At 46.9% G+C, this 21,391-nt stretch carries 17 protein-coding genes; 8 read left to right on the forward strand and 9 right to left on the reverse strand.

Annotated elements, in window-relative coordinates:
• Positions 1–16 precede the first annotated feature (16 nt).
• From B3850_RS03850 to B3850_RS03860, 3 genes are read left to right on the forward strand one after another with little or no spacing between them, the layout of a single operon-like run.
• A complete protein-coding gene (locus B3850_RS03850) occupies positions 17–1,111 on the forward strand; it encodes a CsiV family protein (RefSeq protein ID WP_058578949.1) in 1,095 nt (364 codons plus the stop codon).
• Positions 1,112–1,125: 14 nt separating this feature from the next.
• On the forward strand, positions 1,126–1,605 hold the full coding sequence (locus B3850_RS03855; protein WP_058578948.1) for a MarR family winged helix-turn-helix transcriptional regulator: 480 nt from the start codon (positions 1,126–1,128) through the stop codon (positions 1,603–1,605).
• A gap of 2 nt (positions 1,606–1,607) precedes the next feature.
• Positions 1,608–3,404, forward strand: a complete 1,797-nt coding sequence (locus tag B3850_RS03860; RefSeq protein WP_058578947.1) for an ExeM/NucH family extracellular endonuclease — start codon at positions 1,608–1,610, stop codon at positions 3,402–3,404.
• Here the strand turns inward: B3850_RS03860 and B3850_RS03865 are convergent.
• Positions 3,341–4,360, reverse strand: coding sequence for a hypothetical protein (locus tag B3850_RS03865; protein ID WP_286874806.1), 1,020 nt, complete (start codon positions 4,358–4,360; stop codon positions 3,341–3,343). The two genes, B3850_RS03860 and B3850_RS03865, sit on opposite strands and share 64 nt — an antisense overlap.
• 45 nt (positions 4,361–4,405) lie before the next feature.
• Here B3850_RS03865 and msrB point away from each other — a divergent pair, with 45 nt between their 5' ends.
• Positions 4,406–5,542: a peptide-methionine (R)-S-oxide reductase MsrB gene (gene msrB, locus B3850_RS03870; protein WP_286874807.1), complete on the forward strand. Its 1,137-nt coding sequence runs from the start codon at positions 4,406–4,408 to the stop codon at positions 5,540–5,542.
• 12 nt (positions 5,543–5,554) lie between these two features.
• Here the strand turns inward: msrB and asnB are convergent, their stop codons facing one another.
• The 4 genes from asnB to B3850_RS03890 form a co-directional block, all read right to left on the reverse strand.
• Positions 5,555–7,570 (reverse strand): asparagine synthase (glutamine-hydrolyzing), encoded by a 2,016-nt coding sequence (asnB, locus tag B3850_RS03875; RefSeq protein WP_286911411.1) that lies wholly within the window; start codon positions 7,568–7,570, stop codon positions 5,555–5,557.
• An 18-nt stretch (positions 7,571–7,588) separates the two neighbouring features.
• Positions 7,589–8,656 (reverse strand): aspartate/ornithine carbamoyltransferase family protein, encoded by a 1,068-nt coding sequence (locus tag B3850_RS03880; protein ID WP_286911412.1) that lies wholly within the window; start codon positions 8,654–8,656, stop codon positions 7,589–7,591.
• A 113-nt stretch (positions 8,657–8,769) separates the two neighbouring features.
• Positions 8,770–10,203 (reverse strand): sodium:solute symporter family protein, encoded by a 1,434-nt coding sequence (locus B3850_RS03885; protein WP_058578942.1) that lies wholly within the window; start codon positions 10,201–10,203, stop codon positions 8,770–8,772.
• A complete protein-coding gene (locus B3850_RS03890; RefSeq protein WP_058578941.1) occupies positions 10,196–10,699 on the reverse strand; it encodes a hypothetical protein in 504 nt (167 codons plus the stop codon). The genes B3850_RS03885 and B3850_RS03890 overlap by 8 nt, the downstream gene beginning before the upstream one ends.
• A gap of 144 nt (positions 10,700–10,843) precedes the next feature.
• On the opposite strand from B3850_RS03890, the gene folK reads away from it, so the two are divergent.
• Positions 10,844–11,212: a 2-amino-4-hydroxy-6-hydroxymethyldihydropteridine diphosphokinase gene (gene folK / locus B3850_RS03895; RefSeq protein WP_286875462.1), complete on the forward strand. Its 369-nt coding sequence runs from the start codon at positions 10,844–10,846 to the stop codon at positions 11,210–11,212.
• Positions 11,209–11,916, forward strand: a complete 708-nt coding sequence (locus B3850_RS03900) for an SDR family NAD(P)-dependent oxidoreductase (protein WP_286875463.1) — start codon at positions 11,209–11,211, stop codon at positions 11,914–11,916. Before folK ends, B3850_RS03900 begins: the two co-directional genes overlap by 4 nt.
• A gap of 45 nt (positions 11,917–11,961) precedes the next feature.
• Here the strand turns inward: B3850_RS03900 and acnA are convergent, their stop codons facing one another.
• The gene (acnA, locus tag B3850_RS03905) at positions 11,962–14,631 is read right to left on the reverse strand and encodes an aconitate hydratase AcnA (RefSeq protein WP_286911413.1); all 2,670 of its coding nucleotides are present in this window, start codon (positions 14,629–14,631) and stop codon (positions 11,962–11,964) included.
• Positions 14,632–14,887: 256 nt separating this feature from the next.
• On the opposite strand from acnA, the gene tesB reads away from it, so the two are divergent.
• Entirely contained in the window at positions 14,888–15,748 is an 861-nt protein-coding gene (gene tesB / locus B3850_RS03910; RefSeq protein WP_053952399.1) for an acyl-CoA thioesterase II, read from the forward strand.
• Between the two features lie 20 nt (positions 15,749–15,768).
• Here the strand turns inward: tesB and B3850_RS03915 are convergent, their stop codons facing one another.
• Positions 15,769–16,977 (reverse strand): NupC/NupG family nucleoside CNT transporter, encoded by a 1,209-nt coding sequence (locus B3850_RS03915; RefSeq protein WP_053952400.1) that lies wholly within the window; start codon positions 16,975–16,977, stop codon positions 15,769–15,771.
• A gap of 12 nt (positions 16,978–16,989) precedes the next feature.
• On the reverse strand, positions 16,990–17,622 hold the full coding sequence (gene udk / locus B3850_RS03920; protein WP_053952401.1) for a uridine kinase: 633 nt from the start codon (positions 17,620–17,622) through the stop codon (positions 16,990–16,992).
• A 212-nt stretch (positions 17,623–17,834) separates the two neighbouring features.
• Here udk and B3850_RS03925 point away from each other — a divergent pair, with 212 nt between their 5' ends.
• The gene (locus tag B3850_RS03925) at positions 17,835–20,606 is read left to right on the forward strand and encodes a M16 family metallopeptidase (RefSeq protein WP_286911414.1); all 2,772 of its coding nucleotides are present in this window, start codon (positions 17,835–17,837) and stop codon (positions 20,604–20,606) included.
• An 89-nt stretch (positions 20,607–20,695) separates the two neighbouring features.
• Here the strand turns inward: B3850_RS03925 and B3850_RS03930 are convergent, their stop codons facing one another.
• Positions 20,696–21,391 (reverse strand): 2OG-Fe(II) oxygenase family protein, encoded by a 696-nt coding sequence (locus B3850_RS03930; protein ID WP_286872368.1) that lies wholly within the window; start codon positions 21,389–21,391, stop codon positions 20,696–20,698.

Here is a 21,391-nt window from a genome sequence, read left to right on the forward strand (position 1 = left end):
CAAGGAGAGCAAATTAATGGCGTCAGTCACCAGTCTGATTAAACACAGTTTAATTGCTGCTATTGCCGTTGCAGCAATTTACCCGGTTAGCGCAAAAGCCTTACCGGATAAAGACTACTGGCGCTGGTTTGAAGTTGAAGTTCTGGTGTTCAAACAGCGTATTGCTGATGACTCTAGCGAACAATTCCAGCTGTCCCCGACTCGCGTCGATGCACGCAACAAACGCGATTTCCTGACTTCGTTCTTAAGCAACAGGCCACGGGCATTAATCCGCGGTTTACCCGTTTGTGAGCCATTAGACGAGACTCAACAAATTGATTTAGCCTGTCGCTATGAAAACGAAGAGCAATGGATTCCGATTGCCGGTAACCCTTTAGCTCCGCCAGCGCCGCTTATGGCGTTGCCTGAAACCCCGGTGGTCATTGACGGCAAAGGTGGCGACATTAATACCGCAGCAGCCCCGTTTTTAGTGCCTGCTGACAAGCTGGAGCTCAATGAAATTCGTACCGAGCTTGAAGAAAAAGGCCATGCTAAGCCGTTATTACACTTAGCCTGGCGCCAACCGGTTTTCAAAAAAGGTGTTGGTCCCAAGTCCCGCTTATTTGCCGGTAAAAATTACTCAAACGACTTCTTTTATGACGGCTTTCCTAAAAATGACGATGAGTTTATAGCGCCATTGGAAAACCAAAGTAGTCATGCGCTTCAGTCCGATATTGAGCAATTGTTTGCACTTATTGAAAGCGGTCGCAAGCCCTTTAAACCTTTAAGCAAAATACCGCAGCCAGAGCAAATGCGGTCGTTAAATGAGAAGAACCCGCTGGTTTGGGAGTTTGACGGTCTTATCGACATATACCTTATTGGTAACTACCTGCACATTGACGGCGAATTCAATTTACGGGAAAAAAGCAGCCTGGAGCGCATTGGTAATAGCATTGAAGAGCAAGCGCAACTCGCGTTAGCTGGTGCGCAAACCGATACAGAGTTTTTACGCAGTTATTACTTCTCGCAACTGCGCCGCGTAATTAGCCACGAAACACATTACTTTGATCATCCGAGACTCGGTGTTGTCGTCCAAATTCGTCGAACTGACTTGTCAGCTCCACGATACTAAAACGGAGGCCGATAATGGAAAAGTACGAAGAGCTTTTATTGGCGCTCAGAAAAGTTATTAGAGCCATTGACCTTTACTCCAAGCAGCTCAACAAGTATTCCGGGCTGACCGCCCCTCAGTTGCTCATTTTACGGGAAATTAAAGCTGCAGATGGCATTACTGCTAGTAAAGTGGCTCAGAATATTAATTTAAGCCCGGCCACGGTATCGAATGTTATTGAGCGCCTTGAACACCGCCAGCTTATTCACCGGCATCGCAGTGAACAGGACAAACGTCGCGTGTCACTGTATTTGACCGACAGCGGAATGGCGTTACTGAATAAAGCACCCCAGCCGTTACAGGAAGACTTTATTGAAAAGTTTCAGGCGTTAGAAGAATGGGAGCAATCCTTACTGCTTTCCTCCATGCAGCGCATTGCCAATATGATGGATGCTGAACGACTCGACGCCGCCCCGGTGTTAGAAGTCGGTAGTTATCACAAACTGGATCATTAATTATGACTGCTTCACTGTTCACACGAGCTTCGCTCATCACAGCGTTAATTGCTGCGGCCTCTCCTTTTGCCGCAGTCGCTGATGTCTGTAAAACCGACAACCCAAATATTACGCCCATTAATGCCGTTCAGGGCAGCCGCTTTAACTCACCGATGGTCGACACTCGCGTCACGGTGAGAGGTATCGTAACGGCCAGCTGGCAAGCCGAAAAAGAGCTTGGCGGCTTCTTTATTGAAAGTGCGCCAGATGACGCTGACGACAATGACAAGACGTCTGAAGGTATATTCGTGCGAACAGATAGCCACATTAGTAACGTATCGCCCAAAGACACTATTGTTCTTTCCGGAGTCATTCAGGAAGTCAACGATGTCACTACCATCACCGAGGTTGACGAGCTGACTATCTGTGGGTCTGTTGACGCTTTACCGGAAGCCACTCAGTTTACTCTGCCTGCGGCTGATAAAAGCGCCTTTGAGCGTGTCGAAGGCATGCGCGTAATACTTTCCAGCAGTAATAATGAGCCTCTCACGGTTTCAGGCAATTACAATTACTCGCGTTACGGCTTTGTGGATATTTCTTCGGGTCGTTTATGGACACCGTCGCAAATTGTTAACCCCGGCGACGAAGCTCGTGAACTGGCAGCAAAAAACGAGCTAAACCGCATTCAAATGGACGACAACAGCAACCAAAAAGAACCTCGCCCATTGCCATTTGGCAGTTTGTTCTCAGGTCCTCAGAAGAGTTTACGTACAGGCTCTGAAATAGAGCCGTTAGTTGGCGTAGTCAGTCAGTTTAATCGCCGTTATCGGTTTCAACCACTAGAAGAGCCAAGGTTAAAAGAGCGAGAAGAAGCCATCATTTCTGAAGCTCCCGAAAAGGCTGGCGGCACACTAAGAATAGCCAGCTTTAATGTTTTAAACTTCTTTAATGGTAACGGTCAGGGGCTAGGCTTTCCAACGCCACGCGGCGCCGATACACCGGAAGAAATGAAACGGCAACAAGCTAAAATTGTAGCGGCAATAAACGCATTAAACGCCGATGTTATCGGCATTATGGAAGTTGAAAATGACGGCTTTGGAGAGCACAGTGCCATTCGTCAATTGGTCGATGCGTTAAACGATTCCGGCTCAGCTACCTATTACATCTCTGAACCGCAAGCTCAGCGTATTGGCGGTGACCAGATAACCGTTGGCCTGATATACAACAAAGACACTATCTCTGCGTCTTCTCATGCGTTAGTTAACACCGCTGGTGCATTCGCCTGGGGGAGCCGCCCGCCGTTGGCACAAACACTGAAAGATAAAAACACTGGCGAAGAGTTTACTGTTATTGTTAACCACTTTAAGTCCAAAGGAAGCTGTCCGGAAGACAACGAAAGTCCAAATAGCAACCAAAATGACGGACAAGCGTGCTGGAACGACTTGCGGGTAAAATCTGCGGAGCAGCTGACTGAATGGATTGCAGAAGAAGCCTTCCCGAATGCGGTATTACTGGGTGACTTTAACGCCTATTACAAAGAAGATCCTATTCGTTACTTTTCAGAAAACGGCTTTCATAATCCATCAAAGGCAACTGACTATTCCTACGTTTATGACAGCCAGGCTGGCGCGCTTGACCATATCTTTGTGGCCGATACCCTAAAAGACAATGTTTCAGGCGTTTACCATTTACCGTTTAACGCTGACGAACCGTGGATTTATGACTACCGTAATGCGGACTTTTATGAACCAACGCCTTATCGTTCATCAGACCATGATCCATTAGTATTGGATTTGCGCTTTTCGGCATCGGGCATGTAGGCGTTTGTAGTACCAAAGTGAACTTCGAACTCAATACCCACTAACCACTGGCCTTGCCGTTGCTCTTGTAAGTGATTACGAGGCCAGTGATAGCCCACCCAGCTTTCAACAAAAAACCATTCTCTTAAATAGCGCTGTCGGTTTAATAGCCGTAAACCATAGTCACTAATAGGCACCTCGTGGTCAGTTTGCCCCTCTATCCAAGTCTCCGTTGCCCAGGCCTTATCTTCGTTATATAAGTGATATAGGCGTGCAGTTGAGCTCCAGCGCAGTCCTTCTGTTTCCTCAGCAAAAGTACCTAATGCCCCCCACTGTAACAGCCAACGTTCATCTAATGCCGACTCATAATTGAAACGCTGCGAGACGCCAAAGCCATCGCTATCTCGCCAAAATGCTGCCGACTGAAATTTAAGCTGCTGTTTGTCCGATATGACAAAGCCCGTCATATAGCGTGCTCTCACGTAAGTATCAAAGCGCAAGCCACCGCGGATACCGACACTGTACGATACTCGATGCCCCTCATGTATCTCGGGGGCAAACCCCAATCCAACCAACCATTCTCGGTCAGATTCAGGCGAGCGTATCACCGACGGTTTACCCGTTGACTCTTCGTCTAAAAACTCGTCGTCATCAACACGCCCGATAAACGCGGACACGTTATCTTTGAGGTTAGGCAATGCAACACGAGCACGAAACCGCGACTTAACCTCAAAACCGTCGTATTCGTCCCACTGCGGTGCTACCGAAAGGCGCCCATACGAGCGGTGGTAGTCGTCTTCAAATTCGCCATCACCAAAAAGGCCGTCAAACCACAGTGTGGTTGCATCGACTGTGTCACCTAAACCGACCCTGAATCCATCCAGCCAAAACTCGTCGTCCTTTTGTTCCTGCTCGGCTGCAAGGCTCGGTAAAGAGCAACTTAAGGTGAGAATAATTGAGTAAGTAATCTTTTTCATAAAAGTTGGTCTATAAAGTATTAACCCTGGCGTTTGGAGTTTGCCATGAAAAAGCTCATTACTATTGTTAGTGCCACACTGTTATTTTCTTGTTTCAGCATGGCACAAAATACTGAGCCAACAAAGCAAAATAATGAAAAAGTCGCCACATTTGCGGGTGGCTGTTTTTGGTGTGTGGAAGAAGCTTTCGAGCAGCTGAGCGGTGTGCAGGAAGTGGTGTCCGGTTACGCTGGCGGCACCGAAGAAAGCCCAACCTATAAACAAGTTTCTTCCGGCCGGACCGGCCACACGGAAGCCGCACAAATTTACTACAACCCTGACATTATTAGTTATGCGGGTTTATTGCAGAAGTTTTGGCGCATTATGGACCCAACCAATGCAAACGGTCAGTTTGTCGACCGAGGCAAACAGTATCGCCCCGAGATATTCGTTCATAACGAAGAGCAGCGCCGTATTGCAGAAGCATCAAACCAGTGGCTGGCTGAAAACGGTCCTTTTGACGAGCCTATTGTGGTGCCTGTAACCGATTTCACGACGTTTTATAAAGCCGAAGAGTATCATCAGGATTACTACGACAAGAACCCCATTCGTTACAAAGTCTATACTTATAACTCAGGACGTTATGACTTTGTCGAAAAACATTGGGGTGACACTTCAGGTGTGGATTATCAGCGCTTCACCAATGATAACCCAGGTGGTGAGCAACCGTCGGCGGCCCCCGGCAACAAACCCTGGGTAAACTTCAAGAATCCATCTGAACAACAGCTGCGTGAACAGCTAACCCCTATTCAATACGCAGTCACTCAAGAGGATGAAACCGAAGAAGCCTTTAACAACCCCTACTGGGATAATAAGAAGCCTGGCATTTATGTTGATGTTGTCAGTGGCGAGCCTCTGTTTTCATCCGCTGATAAGTATAAGTCGGGTACCGGCTGGCCAAGCTTTACGCGGCCAATAGCATCCAATGCGGTGGTTGAGAAAGAAGATAATAGCTGGTTTTATACACGCACAGAAATACGCAGTCGTTATGCTGACTCTCACGTTGGACATGTGTTTGAAGACGGTCCGGCACCAACTGGCTTACGCTATTGTATGAACTCAGCAGCGTTAGAGTTTATTCCACTGGAAGACATGAAAGAGCGAGGATACGGTGACTACATTTCTGCAGTCACCGGTGATTAAAAAGTTAGAAAACTAAGCAGTCCAGCCGAGCTCTTTTGCTCGCTGTGCTGCTTGCTCAGGCACGTCTGTTGCTACAAAGTGATGGTGCAATACCTGAACACCCAGCATGTGGTTAATCACCGCATCAAGCTGCACGCGCTCTTCATTAGGTACGTTTTCGTCCTGATGACGCTCAAAGGTTCTAACTACTTCGTCATAGTCGAGTAACCCTGCAGACTCCACCGCGTCTTTACTTAAGAACTGCTCAGCGAGCTTTTCTACAGCCTTCCACTTTTCCGGATCGGTATGCGCAGGCGGTGCCATAAAGGCAAACTTTTCGCGCTTATACAGGGTTTCCGGCAAGAGGCCTTTCATCGCTTCACGCAGTACATACTTTTCTTTGTTGCCTTTAATACGTAAATGCGGCGGCACAGTAAACGCATATTCCGCCAAATGATGGTCAAGAAATGCGGGACGCGCTTCCATTGAGTTCGCCATATCGACTCGGTCACCACCCCAGGTCAGTATTTGCCCTTCCAGCATGGTTTTTATCCATACATATTGAGCTCTGTCTAACGGGTGACGGCCTTCCAGCATGGTTTCATCCAAAGTATCCGCAATAGCTTCGCTCGGGTCATAATGCTCGACCTGCTGACGCTTCTCAGCCGACATTAATGGTAAAGCGACTGACGAGCAGGACAACCAAGGCTGCACGCAACTTGGGGTAAAACCCATTTTCTTATTGAACGCGTCACTGACAAACTCTTCGCGAGCCAGCATAGCGCCCTTGAATAAAGCATTGTTCTTTTCCAGTAGCTCCTGCCATTCTACTCGCTCAACTTCCGGCAAGTGATCAAGGCCATGCAGGAACATATCTTTACGGAACGCCGGGTAGCCCGCAAAGAGCTCGTCCGAGCCCTCGCCTGTCATAACCACCTTATAGCCGGCTTCATGCACTTGCTGGCTCATTAAATATTTAGCGACACCCAAGGTGTTGTATATAGTTCGTTCTGTATGCCATAGGGTTTTCACAAAGTGATCGTAAAGATCGTTCGCATTCAGTCGCATAATATGATGGTCAGCGTTGGTCGCTTCCGCCATCTCTTTCGCTATTGGTGTTTCGTCGTAGTCGTCCGAGTCAAAACCAATGGTAAAGGCTTTTACGGAAGTTTGAGTTGACGCGGAAGCCAGCCCCAGTATCGAACACGAATCGATACCACCTGACAAATAACAGCCGACCGGTACATCGGCGGTCATTCGATGCTGGACCGCCTCTAATAACTTGGCACGGACACCTTCAATGTACTCTTCTTCATCGACGTCAGCCCCCGGGTAACTGTGCTCGGGAGGAAAGTCGACGTCCCAGTATTTATGCTCTGACGCAACCACTTTGCCGTTTTTACGCTGCAATTTAACAACATAGCCCGGTTGCACCTGGTTTATGCCCTCAAACGCTGTAGAGCCCGGCACCATGACCTGAATTAATTGGTGATATAAACCTTCCGCCGAGAATTGACGCTTAACATCCGGGTGCGCAAATAAAACTTTCAGCTCCGAACCAAACACCACACCGTGTTCCGTTTCTGTCCAGTACAGCGGTTTAATACCGAAGCGATCACGCACTAAATACAGGCTGTCGTCTTTGGCATCAAACAAGCCAAATGCAAACTCGCCACGCAACTCTTTTAAGGTGTCCTCCATTCCGTAACGCTCGAATAAATGCAGTACAATTTCAGAGTCACTCTTACTGTTAAAACGTGCGCCACGCGCCGTTAAGTCGGCGCGAATACGTTTAAAGTCATAAAACTCACCGTTGTGTGTCAGCATCAAACGTTTGTCTGCGGACATAAAAGGTTGACGACCCCGGTTTTCATCGAGATCAATAATAGACAAGCGAGCGTGACTAAAACCTACGCCGCGCTCCGGTTGAATCTTGTAACCAAACCCGTCGGGCCCGCGATGATGCATAATCGCCGCCATGTTAACCAGAGTTTGAGGGTTAATTTCTCTATCCGTTTGGTGATGAAAAACGCCAGCAATTCCGCACATTCTTTGCTTTTCCTCGTATTAAACGACATCAATGACGCGTTCAGCTCGCTGAACCATACAGGTTAGTAACGCCATACGTAAAAACACTGCCCCTCTGGCCTGACTGAAATACCAATTATGAGGCGTATGATCTAAGTCCGTTGAAAGTTCCTCACCACGCGCCAATGGGTGTAAAATAATGGCGCTTTCTTTCAGTGGCGACTTCGCTGACAAGTGAAACTCACTGCCGTAGGTGTTTACTGAATTACCTTCCCATGAAATAGCATTGATATAAACCACATCAAGCTCTGGTAATACCTCATCGAGCTCTCTGGTGCTACGAATCTTTATACCGGCCTGTTCGACCTGCTCTTTTTGTTCGCTACCAAATAGCTGCTCTGTTGACGCCTCATCATGGATGATGACCAGCTCATCAATGGCTTTTGGAAACTTAGTTAAGCACTTAATGAAACTTCTAACCGTACGCATTTTGTTCGGTACGCCAATAATACCGACTTTTATCGGAGCTTTTTCCGCCTCTTCGGTGACTAAGTCAGGACGCCATTTAAATATCGCGTACATATCAGACAGCGCCTGAGTTGGATGCTCATCGGCACCGTTACCGGCGTTGATAATTGGAATACGCAGAGAATCTATCATTTCCTCAAGCGAGGTTTCGTTATTATCACGAAGAACCACGCAATCGCCGTAATTATTAAACATCTCGGCTATATCCGACAAACACTCACCTTTTGCGATGCCTGTGGTTGACCGGTCAGTTATCGACATAATGTCGCCCCCTAACCGATGCCAGGCGCTTTCAAACGACAGTCGCGTACGGGTGCTTGGCTCATAAAATGCGCTGATTAATATCTTACCCTGCAACGACGTACTAAAACGGCGGGGATTCGCTTCATACTTCGCCGCCAAACGAAACAACTGCAACATGCCTTGCTGAGAAAACTGGTCAGCCGACACAATATGTTGATTCGCCAATTTCAGTAGGTAATCGCCGTCCTCCTGAATAGCTTTTAACAATGCCTTCGGATGAGCATCGCCGCAGACATCAGGGCGCTCACGTTCGAAGGATACATCCTTTATGTTCATAGAATTACCATATTGTTTTTGAAATTAAATCTTTTACCCAAAGCACCAGAAGTACTACAGGCGCTAAGCAACTGAGGATCAACGCAGTGATAATCATCCACTCAAATACCGACTCACTCATTAGCATGTGCGTCTTCCTCCTGTAGCTGCTTCCAGTCAAAGTTGTACTGGCTGGTCATGATACCCACCGCGCATATCAGTCCGGATACCGCGCAAGACACCAGCGCTGCCACATAAAAACCTATCGCGAAATAACCTATCATTCCGCACGCTGTGCCCGCTGCCATAGCTATTGCTGCATAGGTACCGGTCAGCTTCTTATGATAAAGCCCCAGTAATATTGGCCAGATAGTGCTTGCCACAAAAGCTCCGGCAAAATTCAGTAATGCACCCAGCGTGGCTATTTTAGGAAGACAGAAAAGCCAGGTAATGACTCCCAAAGCAAAAATACAGCTTCGGTTAAAACGCATCAGGTTTTTATCGGACGCCTTCGGTTTTAGTTTTTTGTGGTAAATATCCTGGGTAACGAGATCGGATGTTGCCGCTAATAACGAATCGAGACTTGAGGCTAAGGCTGAAAATATCACAATGAAAACGATAACAGCGCCCGCTTTACCCAACACAGCTGCGGCAACGGTTGGACCTATCATATCCATACTCGGCGGAAATATGCCTAACTGTGGCGCCGCGAGCGCAATAAAGCCGGTAACAATAGGAATAGGCAACCACATTAACCCACCGGTTAAATAGGCTTTATAAGCAACACCCTTTTTAAACGATAGCGCCCGTGACCACCACACGTTGGAATGAAAAATTTCGCCCAGGCCGAAGAAAATATTATTAAACAGGAACATAACGGCAGCGGGGAACAGCACATCGAGCAGCTTGGGATGCTCCGCCGTCAAATTCTCGTGAATACTGCTTAGGCCAATATTGTCGATAAGCCAGTAAGCAATAAAGCTAACACCGGCAATAATAATGAGTGCCTGAATAAAGTCGGTTGCAATAACGGCGCGCATACCGCCAAACAAGGTGTAGCCCACGCAAATGACCAAAATTGTGGTCATACCTATGTGGTAGTCGAGCCCGGTTAAAGACTCCAAAAGAATACCGCCCGCCATGCCCAGGCTGATTAACCAACCGAATGCATAGACGACAGAAATAATCATGAATACAACCCAGGCAAACTGACCATAACGCAGTCGGATAAAGTCACCTGAGGTATAACCGTTAGGCAGCAGCTCTTTAATACGCTTCGCCATGGGGGCGAACAAAATAAGCCCCAGCGCTGCAAATGAGTAGCCTATCATGCCCCACACGCCAAACTGGAACGTCAGCTGTGGCGCAACCAAAGTGGTATTACTAGTCACCCAGGTTGCCATCGCCGTCGCCGCCGCAAAAGCAAAACCGACGTTTCGGCCGGCTAACGCAAAGTCTTCATGGCTTTTATTTTTGCGGCCCAGCCAATACCCAAAACCTATCCAAAACAGGCCAAAAAGAACAATGATGAGAATGCCGGTACTTGTGTCCAGTGCAAATTCAGTCATGGGAGTGGTGCCGCGAATGTGTCCATTTACGATGAAGTAAAAGCAACGTAGTTACGACTGCTACAAAAATAATTAAACCGATAAAAAACAGTGTCAGTGCCTGCCACAGAGGATAATGCTTAACCGTAACCTGAATAACATTACTGACCAGCGACTCGCCGCTTTCTGTTTCGGCTCTGGCTCTTAAGTGATAACTGCCATTTGAAAACCCGGTTAACGATATGGTGGAAAAGTCACCCAGTGCAGGGAACTGTTTCTGGTTTTCAGTAAAACTTGCGTCTGTCGCTACTTCAATCGTTAACTTGTCGAGCTTTTGCTGCTCTGACTTTGCAGACACTGAGACATTAAAGTACCCTTCTTTAATAACTGAAGTAGGCCCTTCAATGGTAAGCTGGTGAGCTGATTCATTCGCAAGGGTTGGCGTTGGCAGAAAGCCAATAAAACAAAATAAAAACAAGATATAGCAATAGTTAAAGCTTTTTTTGTTTTTTGTCATTAAGACATCTGCTCGCCAACGCAAGTTGAAATTTCAGGCTATCAGCCAATTATAGCAATTTCAACTGTTTCACGGGGTCATCTGTTTTACGTTGTATACCGTATATGACACAACATAATTTTTACGTTTAGTGGCTTTTAACTTATGAAGTATTTATGCAGCCTGGGGTCGAATATCGATCCTGAAATGAACATCCATCACGCAAAACAGCAGTTACGAACGCTCAGCGGCGACTGCTTGTTCAGCCAAAACATAGCCACGAAGCCGGTTGATATTGATACAAACAACGGTTTTCTCAACGCCTTATTTATTGTCGATACACCGCTTAGCTCAGATGAGCTAAAGCAGCAATTTAACCAAATAGAAGAAGCTCTGGGTCGCGACCGCAGTGACCCGGAAAGAAGCAAAAAAGACAGAACCATCGATATCGATATTTTAGGGCTTCTTGATGAACGCCCTGACGTACCAGACTATTTACAATCACTGACCACAGAGTTAGGGCTTGCCTCATGACAAAAACCGCACTTGTTACCGGCGCTGGTCGCCGTTTCGGCTTTGAAGTCGCCAAAGCACTTATAGAAGACGGCTACAAAGTATTTGCACATTACAACCGTTCAAAAGACGGTGTCGACGAGCTCAGTAAACTAGGCGCTGAGCCGGTTCAGGCCGACTTTACCCGCCAGGATGACGTGAACGCTCTGGTAGCTCAGGTAAAAAAAGACGCCCCTACGCTCGATTTATTGATTAATAATGCGTCCTGTTTTTTCGACAATGATACGGTCGACAATAACCCGGAAGCCCTTGCAGCTGTCTTTCAGGTCCACAATGTTGCGCCCTACCTACTCATTACAGGCTTACAACAGCAGCTGTCGAACTCTGACAATGGGCTTATCATAAATATTACTGATATTTACACCGACAAGCCGTCCACGAATTACATTGCTTATTGTGCAGCGAAAGCAGGTTTAGCTAATATGACTCAGGCTTTTTCTAAAACATTAGCGCCGGACGTGCGTGTTAACGCTATTCAGCCAGGTCCTATTTTATTCCTGCCTGAGCACGATAACGAACATAAAATGCAAGTGCTGGATGAGACGCCGTTGCGTGTAGAAGGTGGCTTAAAGCCCATGATAGACACAGTGCGCTTTTTACGCGACAACCCATTCTTAACGGGCGAATCGATAAAAGTCGATGGTGGCAGAGCGCTTAAGCTATAAAAAAACCCCGGCTGTTGAACCGGGGTTTATCGTTTTAGCTAACTATTACTTAAGCATTTGACGCAGTACGTAGTGCAAGATACCGCCGTTTTTGTAATAGTTCATTTCGTTGCCGGTATCGATACGGCATTTCACCTGGAACTTCTCTTCTGAACCGTCTTTGCGTTTAGCAACAACGTCCAGCATTTGACCTGCTTTCAGGTCACCGTTCAGTCCCAATACAGAAATTTGCTCTTCGCCGGTTAGCTTATGAGCTTCAACGCCCTGCCCGTCGACAAACTGCAGCGGTAGAACGCCCATACCAACCAAGTTAGAGCGATGAATACGCTCATAACTCTCAGCGATAACAGCCTTAACACCCAGCAGACGCGTGCCTTTTGCAGCCCAGTCACGGCTAGAGCCTGTACCGTACTCTTTACCTGCCAACACGACTAACGGTGTGTCGTTTTCCATGTACTTCATGGCGGCGTCGTAAATTGGCATTTGCTCGCCTGTTGGAATGAACTTAGTAAAGCCACCCTCAACATTATCGAGCATTTGGTTTTTAATGCGGATATTTGCAAAAGTACCGCGCATCATCACTTCGTGGTTACCACGGCGTGAACCGTATGAGTTAAAGTCCTTAACCGCAACACCGTTTTCCTGCAAATATTTACCCGCAGGTGAGTCAGGCTTAATTGAGCCTGCCGGCGAAATATGGTCAGTCGTAATAGAGTCCGCGAACACCGCCAGTACATTAGCGTCTTTAATATCGCTTGGGTCTTCCAGCGGCTTATCAATACCTTCGAAGAACGGCGGGTTCTTAACGTAGGTAGACTCGTCCTGCCAATTATAGGTTTTACCTTCAGCAACACTAATGCGCTGCCACTCTTCGTCGCCAGCAAAGACTTCAGCGTATTCCTTGCCGAACATCTGGTTATCAACCATTTTCACCGCTTCTGAAATTTCAGCGCTGCTTGGCCAAATGTCTTTCAAGAATACGTCGTTTCCGTCTTTGTCTTTACCAATAGGGTCTTTGGTTAAGTCAGTACGAGTTGTACCGGCTAACGCATAAGCAACGACTAGCGGTGGTGAGGCCAACCAGTTTGCCTTAACTTCTGGGTGAACACGCCCTTCAAAGTTACGGTTACCGGACAACACTGAGGAAACCGTCAAGTCGCCTTCCTGAATCGCTTCAGTAATTTCATCGTCCAGTGGACCCGAGTTACCAATACAGGTCGTACAGCCATAGCCCACAAGGTTAAAGCCGAGTTTATCGAGGTACTCGTCCAGACCTGCTTTCGCCAAGTAATCAGTAACCACCTTCGAACCAGGTGCCAGTGACGACTTAACCCACGGTTTACGCATTAACCCTTTTTCTATCGCTTTTTGAGCTAATAAGCCCGCTGCCATCATAACGCTTGGGTTTGACGTATTCGTACAAGAGGTAATAGCAGCAATAACAACGTCACCATGTGACAAGCTGTAATCCTTACCTTTTACCGGTACTTCTTTATCTTTCTCAGCTGACTGACCATTCGTCTCAAGAATTAGGTCAAAGTTGCTACCCAGTTGCTCCATGTTGACACGATCTTGCGGACGTTTTGGTCCTGCAAGCGATGCTGTCACATCGCTTAGATCTAACTCCAACGAATCGGTGTATTCTGGTTCGTTGTCGTTGTCACGCCATAAGCCCTGAGCTTTGCTGTATTTTTCAACCAGCTCAATGGTTTCCTCGTCACGGCCAGACAAACGGAAGTAACGCAGTGTTTCATCGTCGACCGGGAAGAAGCCACAAGTTGCACCGTATTCTGGTGCCATGTTCGAGATTGTTGCGCGGTCTGCCAATGGCAGGTTATCTAAGCCCGGTCCGTAGAATTCAACAAACTTACCGACTACGCCTTTTTCACGCAGCATTTGCGTAACTGTTAAAACTAAGTCCGTTGCAGTCACACCTTCGTTGAGTTTACCGGTTAAACGGAAACCAACCACTTCTGGAATGAGCATAGAAACCGGTTGGCCAAGCATTGCGGCTTCAGCTTCAATGCCGCCAACGCCCCAACCCAATACACCAATACCGTTAATCATGGTGGTATGAGAGTCGGTTCCGACTAGCGTGTCCGGGAACGCAAAAGTTTTGCCATCTTCTTCTTTAGTCCAGACACTCTTACCTAAATACTCCAGATTAACCTGGTGACAAATACCAGTGCCCGGCGGCACTACGCGGAAGTTTTCAAATGCGCCCTGTCCCCACTTCAGGAATTCGTAACGCTCTTTGTTACGCTCCATTTCAATGCGGACGTTTTCTTTAAAGGCTTCGGGGCTTGCATACTTATCGACCATAACCGAGTGGTCAATGACCAAGTCGACAGGCGACAGCGGGTTGATGGTTTCAGGGTTGTGCCCTGCTTTATCCACCGCGTCACGCATGGCCGCCAAGTCGACAATGCCCGGCACGCCGGTAAAGTCCTGCATAAGAACACGCGCTGGGCGATACTGTATTTCACGGTCAATTTTCTTATCTTTCTGCCAATCGACCATGGCTTTTAAATCGTCTTCATTCACTGTGCTGCCGTCTTCATTTCGCAGCAAGTTTTCTAATAACACTTTCATTGAAGCCGGAAGTTTTGAAATATCCCCTAGAGCTTCTGCCGCTTTGGGCAAACTGTAGTAATGAAAGGTTTTTCCGTTAACCTCTAATGTACTTAAGGTTTTCAGACTGTCTTTGCCTGACATAGATACTCTCCCATTCGCTTCTTAAGCGTTTTGTTAAGCCAAACGATACTTCTAATATAGACAAACAGAACCGTTTGAGCCACATAAAGTGCTTTCTATGCAAACACAAATCAAAGACTTGTGCCAACACACTGCGCGTTAAATGCTCAGTTAATCCACTATAATCGTTATTTTCTTACTTTATATTACATAGTCCGGAAAAACCGTTTAAGATCAATAAGACTTAAGTTTTAACCAGCATCACAGGACGCAGGAAATGAGCAAGGTACTCGACGACTTATTGAACCTACTGACACTGGAAACCATTGAAGATGGTCTTTACCGCGGCCAAAGTCAGGATTTAGGCTTTGGTGCCGTATTTGGCGGTCAGGTCATTGGGCAGGCTTTATCTGCTGCAAAGGAAACACTGCCGCCAGAGCGTGTAAGTCATTCGTTTCACAGCTACTTTTTACGTCCGGGCGATGCAAAAAAGCCCATTGTTTATGACGTAGAAAATATTCGTGACGGCAAAAGCTTTTCGGCCCGACGGGTGCAGGCTATTCAATATGGCAAGCCTATTTTCTACATGACAGCGTCGTTTCAACAACAAGAACAAGGGTTTGAGCATCAAGATGTGATGCCACAGGTTCCGGGTCCCGAAGGCTTGGTTTCTGACTTGGATATTTATCGCGAGCATGAAGAGCTTATCCCAGCGCCGCTGAGAAATAAGTTTATCTGCGAAAAGCCGATAGAAATGCGCTTTGTTACACCCTATAACCCATTTAAACCCGAGAAAGATGAACCTAAGCGTTATGTTTGGTTAAAAGCCAACGGCAACATGCCTGCGGATACTCGCGTACATAAATACCTATTGGCTTATGCCTCAGACTTTAACTTCTTACCGACAGCCTTGCAGCCTCACGGCGTCAGTTTTGCGCAACCTAATATGCAAGTTGCTACCATTGACCATGCTATGTGGTTCCACCGGGACTTCCGCATGGATGACTGGGTGTTATACGCAATAGACAGTCCTTCGGCCAGCGGGCAGCGTGGACTTGTACGTGGTCAGATTTATACCAGAGACGGTGTTTTGGTCGCATCGACCATTCAGGAAGGTGTTATGAGAGACCGCAGTTAATTGCGGTCTCCCGGGTTTTATCAGGTTAGAGAAACAAAGAACCCTGCAATAGCGGCACTCATCATATTGGCGAGTGTCGCTGCCAATAAAGCTCTCATACCCAGTCGGGCAATATCATGACGACGACTTGGCGCCATGCCACCTAGCCCACCAAGCAAAATAGCAATAGATGAGAAGTTCGCAAAACCACAAAGCACGAAAGTAATAATGACCTGCGAATGCTCACTCATTTGATCTTTGTAATTCACGAAATCGAGGTAAGCGACAAATTCATTAATAACCAGCTTTTGGCCAATGAAGCTACCAGCCAGGTTCGCTTCGTCCCAACTGACCCCTAATACATAGGCAACCGGCTGGAAGACATAGCCAAAGACTTCTTGCAGAGTTAAGTCCGCGTAACCAAACCAGCTACCGACCCAACCAAAAATGCCGTTAATTAATGCAATAAGTGCCACAAAGGCTAACAACATTGCACCCACATTCATGGCTAGCTGCAAACCGCTGGACGCGCCTTGTGCAGCGGCATCAATCACGTTTGCTGAATTTTCTTCAACTTCTATTTCTTCTAAGTCGTTACGTGGCTTCTCGCATTCAGGAATCATCATTTTGGCCATGAGGAACCCTGCCGGAGCTGCCATAAAGCTTGCCGCGATTAGATATTTCAGCTCAACACCAACGCCCGCATAGCCCGCCAATACGGAGCCTGAAACGGACGCCATTCCGCCAACCATCACGGCAAACAATTCCGAACGGGTCATAGTGCCTATGAAGGGTCGCACCATCATGGGCGCTTCGGTCTGCCCCACAAAAATATTAGCTGCTGCCGACATTGATTCCGGACGACTGGTACCTAATAATTTTTGCAGACCGCCGCCAAGAATTCTAATAACCCACTTCATAATGCCTAAGTAATAAAGCACTGAAATAAGTGATGAGAAAAAGACAATAACGGACAACACCTGAATGGCGAACACAAAACCAAAGTCTTCGGACGCTAAGTTGCCAAAAAGAAAATCGATACCCGCTTTTGTATAACCTATAACGGTCGAAACACCTTGCGCGAACCCAAACAGCATTTCGCGCCCTATAGGCACATAAAGTACAAATCCGGCAAGCACCACTTGAATAGCAAACGCACCGAGAACGGTGCGCCAGCGGATAGCTTTACGGTTAGTAGAAACCAAATAAGCAACGAGAAAAATAATGGCAATGCCAAGAATACTATTCATAAGAAAACCAGTTTATTCCGCCAGCAACTGACGTATTTTTGTTTTTATAATGTCAATGGCTATTTCGTTCTGGCCACCGCGAGTGACAACAAGATCTGCATACTGCTTGGATGGGAAAATAAAGTCAAAAAACGCCGGGCGCACGTACTGCTCATACTGTTCAGTAACAGACTGTAGTGTTCTGCCACGCTCCTCAATATCGCGCTTAATACGACGCAGCAAGCAAATATCCAACGGCGTATCCATAAATACGGAAATGTCGAACTGTTCGCGAAGCTTTTCGTCCGTCAGCAGCAAAATACCTTCAACCATAACCACCCTTGCCGGTGCGACTTTAATACTTTCAGGCAAGCGAGTGTGTGTTTTGTGACTGTATTGTGGCATTTCGACTGCTTCGCCAGCTTTCAGCTGCTTGAGGTGTTGCATGAGCAAGTCATGCTCAAACGCTGCAGGCTGGTCATAATTTGTAAGAACGCGCTGCTCCATTGTCATATGACTTTGGTCGCGGTAATAGGCATCCTCGGCGAGAATGGCGATACCGTCAGTGCCGAGTTCGGCCACTAACTCCTGATAAACCGTTGAGGCAAACAAGCTTTTACCTGATGCTGAAGCCCCTGCTATTGCTATAACTGTCGTCTTACTCACAAGATACCGTATCTATTTGCTGCAAACCGCGCGCAATTATCCTTGATTGTCTGTGTAATTAAAAGACTTGACTAAGACCTTATTTCACACAAACAACCCTCCATCATTTCAATATGTTTAATTTCGTTACAATTTAATAGCCCTTTTCATGAGCATAACAAGCCGTCCTTTCGTATAGTAGACGAGCTTATAAAAACAAATTGGGAACAACGATGAAAATGATGAAAACCCTCACTGCAGTGGCAGTGACAACAGTATTATTAGGCGGCTGTCAGTCAACCAGCTCTGCTAATAACACCACGGCCGTTAGCCAGTCACAATTTCCAGAAGTTAAAGTCGATTATGAGACTTTTACTTTAGATAACGGTTTAACCGTTGTTGTGCATGAAGATCGCAAAGCGCCAATTGTTGCTGTTAACGTCTGGTATGCCGTTGGCTCTAAAGACGAAAAACCCGGTAAAACTGGTTTTGCCCATCTGTTTGAACACTTGATGTTCAATGGTACTGAAAACTACGACGATGAGTACTTCGGTCCCTTCGAGCGTGCTGGTGCAACCGAAATGAACGGCACCACCAACAATGACCGCACCAACTACTTTGAAAATGTCCCGACTCCTGCGCTTGATATGGCGTTATGGATGGAGTCGGACCGCATGGGTCATTTGTTAGGCGCTGTGACTCAAGAAAAACTCGACGAACAACGTGGCGTTGTGCAAAACGAGAAGCGCCAGGGCGAAGCTCAGCCATACGGTAAAGCCTGGAGCTACATTGCCGAGCAAACATTCCCGGAAGGTCACCCTTATTCATGGTCGGTTATTGGCTCCATGGAAGACTTAAATGCGGCAACTCTGGACGACGTCCATCAATGGTTTAAAGATTATTACGGTGCTGCAAACGCGGTATTAGTTTTAGCCGGTGATATTGATGTTGAAACCGCTAAAGAGAAAGTGACTAAATATTTTGCAGATATTGGTCCGGGCAAGCCTCTGAAAAAACAAGAAGCCTGGGTTGCTAAGCGCAATGAAACTAAACGTGCGACTATGGAAGACCGTGTTCCAGCCGCTCGTGTATATAAAGTTTGGAATACCGCGCAAATGGGTACGGCTGACTCCGAATACCTTGAGCTATTTGCTGATATCCTTGCTAACGGTAAAAACTCACGTCTTTATGAGCGCTTAGTATACGAAGAGCAAATTGCCAGCTCAGTCGGCGCGTTCCAATATGGTCGTACTCTTGCCGGGCAGTTTATGATTACCGCTGATGCAAAAGCGGGCGTCGAGCTCGAGCAAATTGAAGCCATCATTAACGAAGAACTGGAACGTCTAATTAATGAGGGACCAACGCAAGCTGAACTACAACGCACTAAATTCAGTAATACAGCTAACTTTGTCCGCCGCGCTGAAAAAGTAGGTGGCTTCGGTGGTAAGTCAGACATTCTAGCCTCTGGCGCCGTCTACCACGATAACCCTGGCTTCTATGCTCAGGAAATGGAGTGGACCAAGCAAGCAACCGTTAGTGACGTTCAAAATGCGGCTCAACAGTGGCTTTCAAGCGGTGATTTCGTTCTGAACGTTGTTCCACAACCAAACTACACGGCGCAGGAAACGGATGCTGATCGTTCTGAGCTTCCGAACGTGGGTGACTTACCACAATTAGAGCTGCCGGAAGTTGAACAATTTACACTATCGAATGGCTTAGACGTTTACTTAGCACAACGTACCGATACGCCAACCATCGAAATGAGCTTAGTCTTTGACAGTGGTTACGCCTCTGACGTTGGCGGCAAACTGGGCACGGCAAGTTACACTATGTCGATGCTAAAAGAAGGTACTGAGAGTCTGAGTTCGCTAGAGTTGAGTGAACGTCTGGAGTCTTTAGGGACTAACCTGAATGCATCAGCTAGCCTGGATAGCTCGCGCATTAGTATGGACACACTGAGCGTTAACTTTGCAGAAAGTCTGGGGCTTATGAATGACGTGCTGCAAAACCCAGCTTTCTCAGAAGAAGAAATTGAACGTAAGCGCTCAAACTGGATTGAAGGTATTCGCAAAGAAGAAGCTCGCCCTCAAACTCAGGCTTTGCGAGTTCTGCCAGGCTTAATGTTTGGTGATGGCCATGCTTACAGCCAACCATTAACAGGCTCTGGTACAGTCGAGTCTATTAAGTCTTTGACGCGTGACGACTTAGTTGAGCACGCACAAACCTGGCTACGCCCGGATAACGCAAAACTGGTTATTGTAGGTGATACCACAGTAGAGCAGGCTAAATCTCTGCTGGAAGAGCAATTCGCCAGCTGGCAGGCTCCAGTAACGCCTAAACCTGAAAAAACCTTGGATGCATCTGCTGCGTCAGACGAAAACCGAGTGTTCTTAATTGATAAGCCAGGAACACCGCAGTCACTGATTATAGCGGGTCAGCTAGCACCTTCGGGTCAGGTCGATAACGCCGACACTGTCGATGTCATGAATACAATTCTTGGCGGCAGCTTCACCAGTCGCTTAAACATGAACCTTCGCGAAGACAAAGGTTGGTCTTACGGCGCACGTTCTATTTGGCTAGACAACGAAGGCCCGGGACTATTGATGGCGCTTGCGCCGGTTCAAACCGACAAGACCCAAGAGTCTATTCAGGAGATTGTCAAAGAGTTTACTCAGTATGAAGACGACAAGCCGGCCACTGACGACGAACTTGCTAAAGTTAAAGCGAACAAAACCGCTAAACTGCCTGGTGCTTATGAAACCAAAGGTGCCTTGTTAGGCGGTCTAGTCAGTACCTTTAACAAAGGCAAAGACGTTGAGTATCTTGAGTCTTATGGCCAGCGTATTAACGCTATAACGTTGGATGATATTCAACAAAGCGCCGACAAGGTGTTAACGCCAAACGCAATGACCTGGGTTATTGTTGGTGACTTAGCTGAAATTGAAGATAAGGTTCGCGAGTTGAACCTGGGTGAAGTCACGATTCTTCAAAGTGACGAAGAATAAAAAATAAGACTCGCTCAATAAAGAAGCCCCGGCTTAATCGTTAAGCCGGGGCTTCTTTATGCCTTAAAGCACATTAATGCATCGAGCCACTAGGCGCCAAATAACTGCTCAGCGCGGCTATGCAGAATCCAGCTGGTGAGAATGTACTTGTCGTTTGAAACCGGCATTCTGCCGCGGTGTGTATGCGTGAAATAAGCAGGCGCTATGACCATTTGCCCAGCCTTAGGTTTTAGCGAACGTTCTTGATAATAAAAATCAGTTTCGCCACCTTCTTCCACATCATTCAAGTAATACATAAACAGCAACGCCCGGTGCAGTGGCTCGGTCGAGCTTTTTTGCGGAAATGTTTCGCAATGCCAGTAATTATAGTTACCCTCACCTTTTCGGTATCGCTGCATTTGAATAGCACCCACTCGAAACAACTTTTGCATAATAGCCATTTCATTGCCTTTGGCTATTTCATCAAAGTTTTCATGGGTCAAAGGCGTTGGTTGTTGAGTTTTAGGGTGTTGCAGTGTCAGTGCGACCGGCGCAATTAGTGCAAAATGATACTTTTTAAAGTACTGCAGTGCATGGTCTGCTGTCGTTTTCTGTATTTTTAACAGTAACTCCTGATATTCCGGGTGGGAATTTAGCATTAAGTCCGTACTGGACTTTTTACTGGTATCAACACCACCGCCTGTTCGTCCCTGAAAGGTATGTGCGGAGTTCTCAAAAGTCGTTATCAATTGTTCGCAAAATTCCGGCGATAACGCGTTATCGTAGGTTTCAATAAAATCAGGCAT

This window comes from Idiomarina sp. UBA4520, from assembly GCF_002388365.1.
In the GTDB taxonomy this organism is placed as follows: Bacteria; Pseudomonadota; Gammaproteobacteria; order Enterobacterales; family Alteromonadaceae; genus Idiomarina; species Idiomarina zobellii.

Bases quoted from the DNA above. Each gene is read 5' to 3' on its own strand.
- B3850_RS03850 (WP_058578949.1), top strand. From the start codon at position 17: ATGGCGTCAGTCACCAGTCTGATTAAACACAGTTTAATTGCTGCTATT.
- B3850_RS03855 (WP_058578948.1), top strand. From the start codon at position 1,126: ATGGAAAAGTACGAAGAGCTTTTATTGGCGCTCAGAAAAGTTATTAGA.
- B3850_RS03860 (WP_058578947.1), top strand. From the start codon at position 1,608: ATGACTGCTTCACTGTTCACACGAGCTTCGCTCATCACAGCGTTAATT.
- B3850_RS03865 (WP_286874806.1), bottom strand. From the start codon at position 4,360: ATGAAAAAGATTACTTACTCAATTATTCTCACCTTAAGTTGCTCTTTA.
- msrB (WP_286874807.1), top strand. From the start codon at position 4,406: ATGAAAAAGCTCATTACTATTGTTAGTGCCACACTGTTATTTTCTTGT.
- asnB (WP_286911411.1), bottom strand. From the start codon at position 7,570: ATGTGCGGAATTGCTGGCGTTTTTCATCACCAAACGGATAGAGAAATT.
- B3850_RS03880 (WP_286911412.1), bottom strand. From the start codon at position 8,656: ATGAACATAAAGGATGTATCCTTCGAACGTGAGCGCCCTGATGTCTGC.
- B3850_RS03885 (WP_058578942.1), bottom strand. From the start codon at position 10,203: ATGACTGAATTTGCACTGGACACAAGTACCGGCATTCTCATCATTGTT.
- B3850_RS03890 (WP_058578941.1), bottom strand. From the start codon at position 10,699: ATGACAAAAAACAAAAAAAGCTTTAACTATTGCTATATCTTGTTTTTA.
- folK (WP_286875462.1), top strand. From the start codon at position 10,844: ATGAAGTATTTATGCAGCCTGGGGTCGAATATCGATCCTGAAATGAAC.
- B3850_RS03900 (WP_286875463.1), top strand. From the start codon at position 11,209: ATGACAAAAACCGCACTTGTTACCGGCGCTGGTCGCCGTTTCGGCTTT.
- acnA (WP_286911413.1), bottom strand. From the start codon at position 14,631: ATGTCAGGCAAAGACAGTCTGAAAACCTTAAGTACATTAGAGGTTAAC.
- tesB (WP_053952399.1), top strand. From the start codon at position 14,888: ATGAGCAAGGTACTCGACGACTTATTGAACCTACTGACACTGGAAACC.
- B3850_RS03915 (WP_053952400.1), bottom strand. From the start codon at position 16,977: ATGAATAGTATTCTTGGCATTGCCATTATTTTTCTCGTTGCTTATTTG.
- B3850_RS03925 (WP_286911414.1), top strand. From the start codon at position 17,835: ATGAAAATGATGAAAACCCTCACTGCAGTGGCAGTGACAACAGTATTA.
- B3850_RS03930 (WP_286872368.1), bottom strand. From the start codon at position 21,391: ATGCCTGATTTTATTGAAACCTACGATAACGCGTTATCGCCGGAATTT.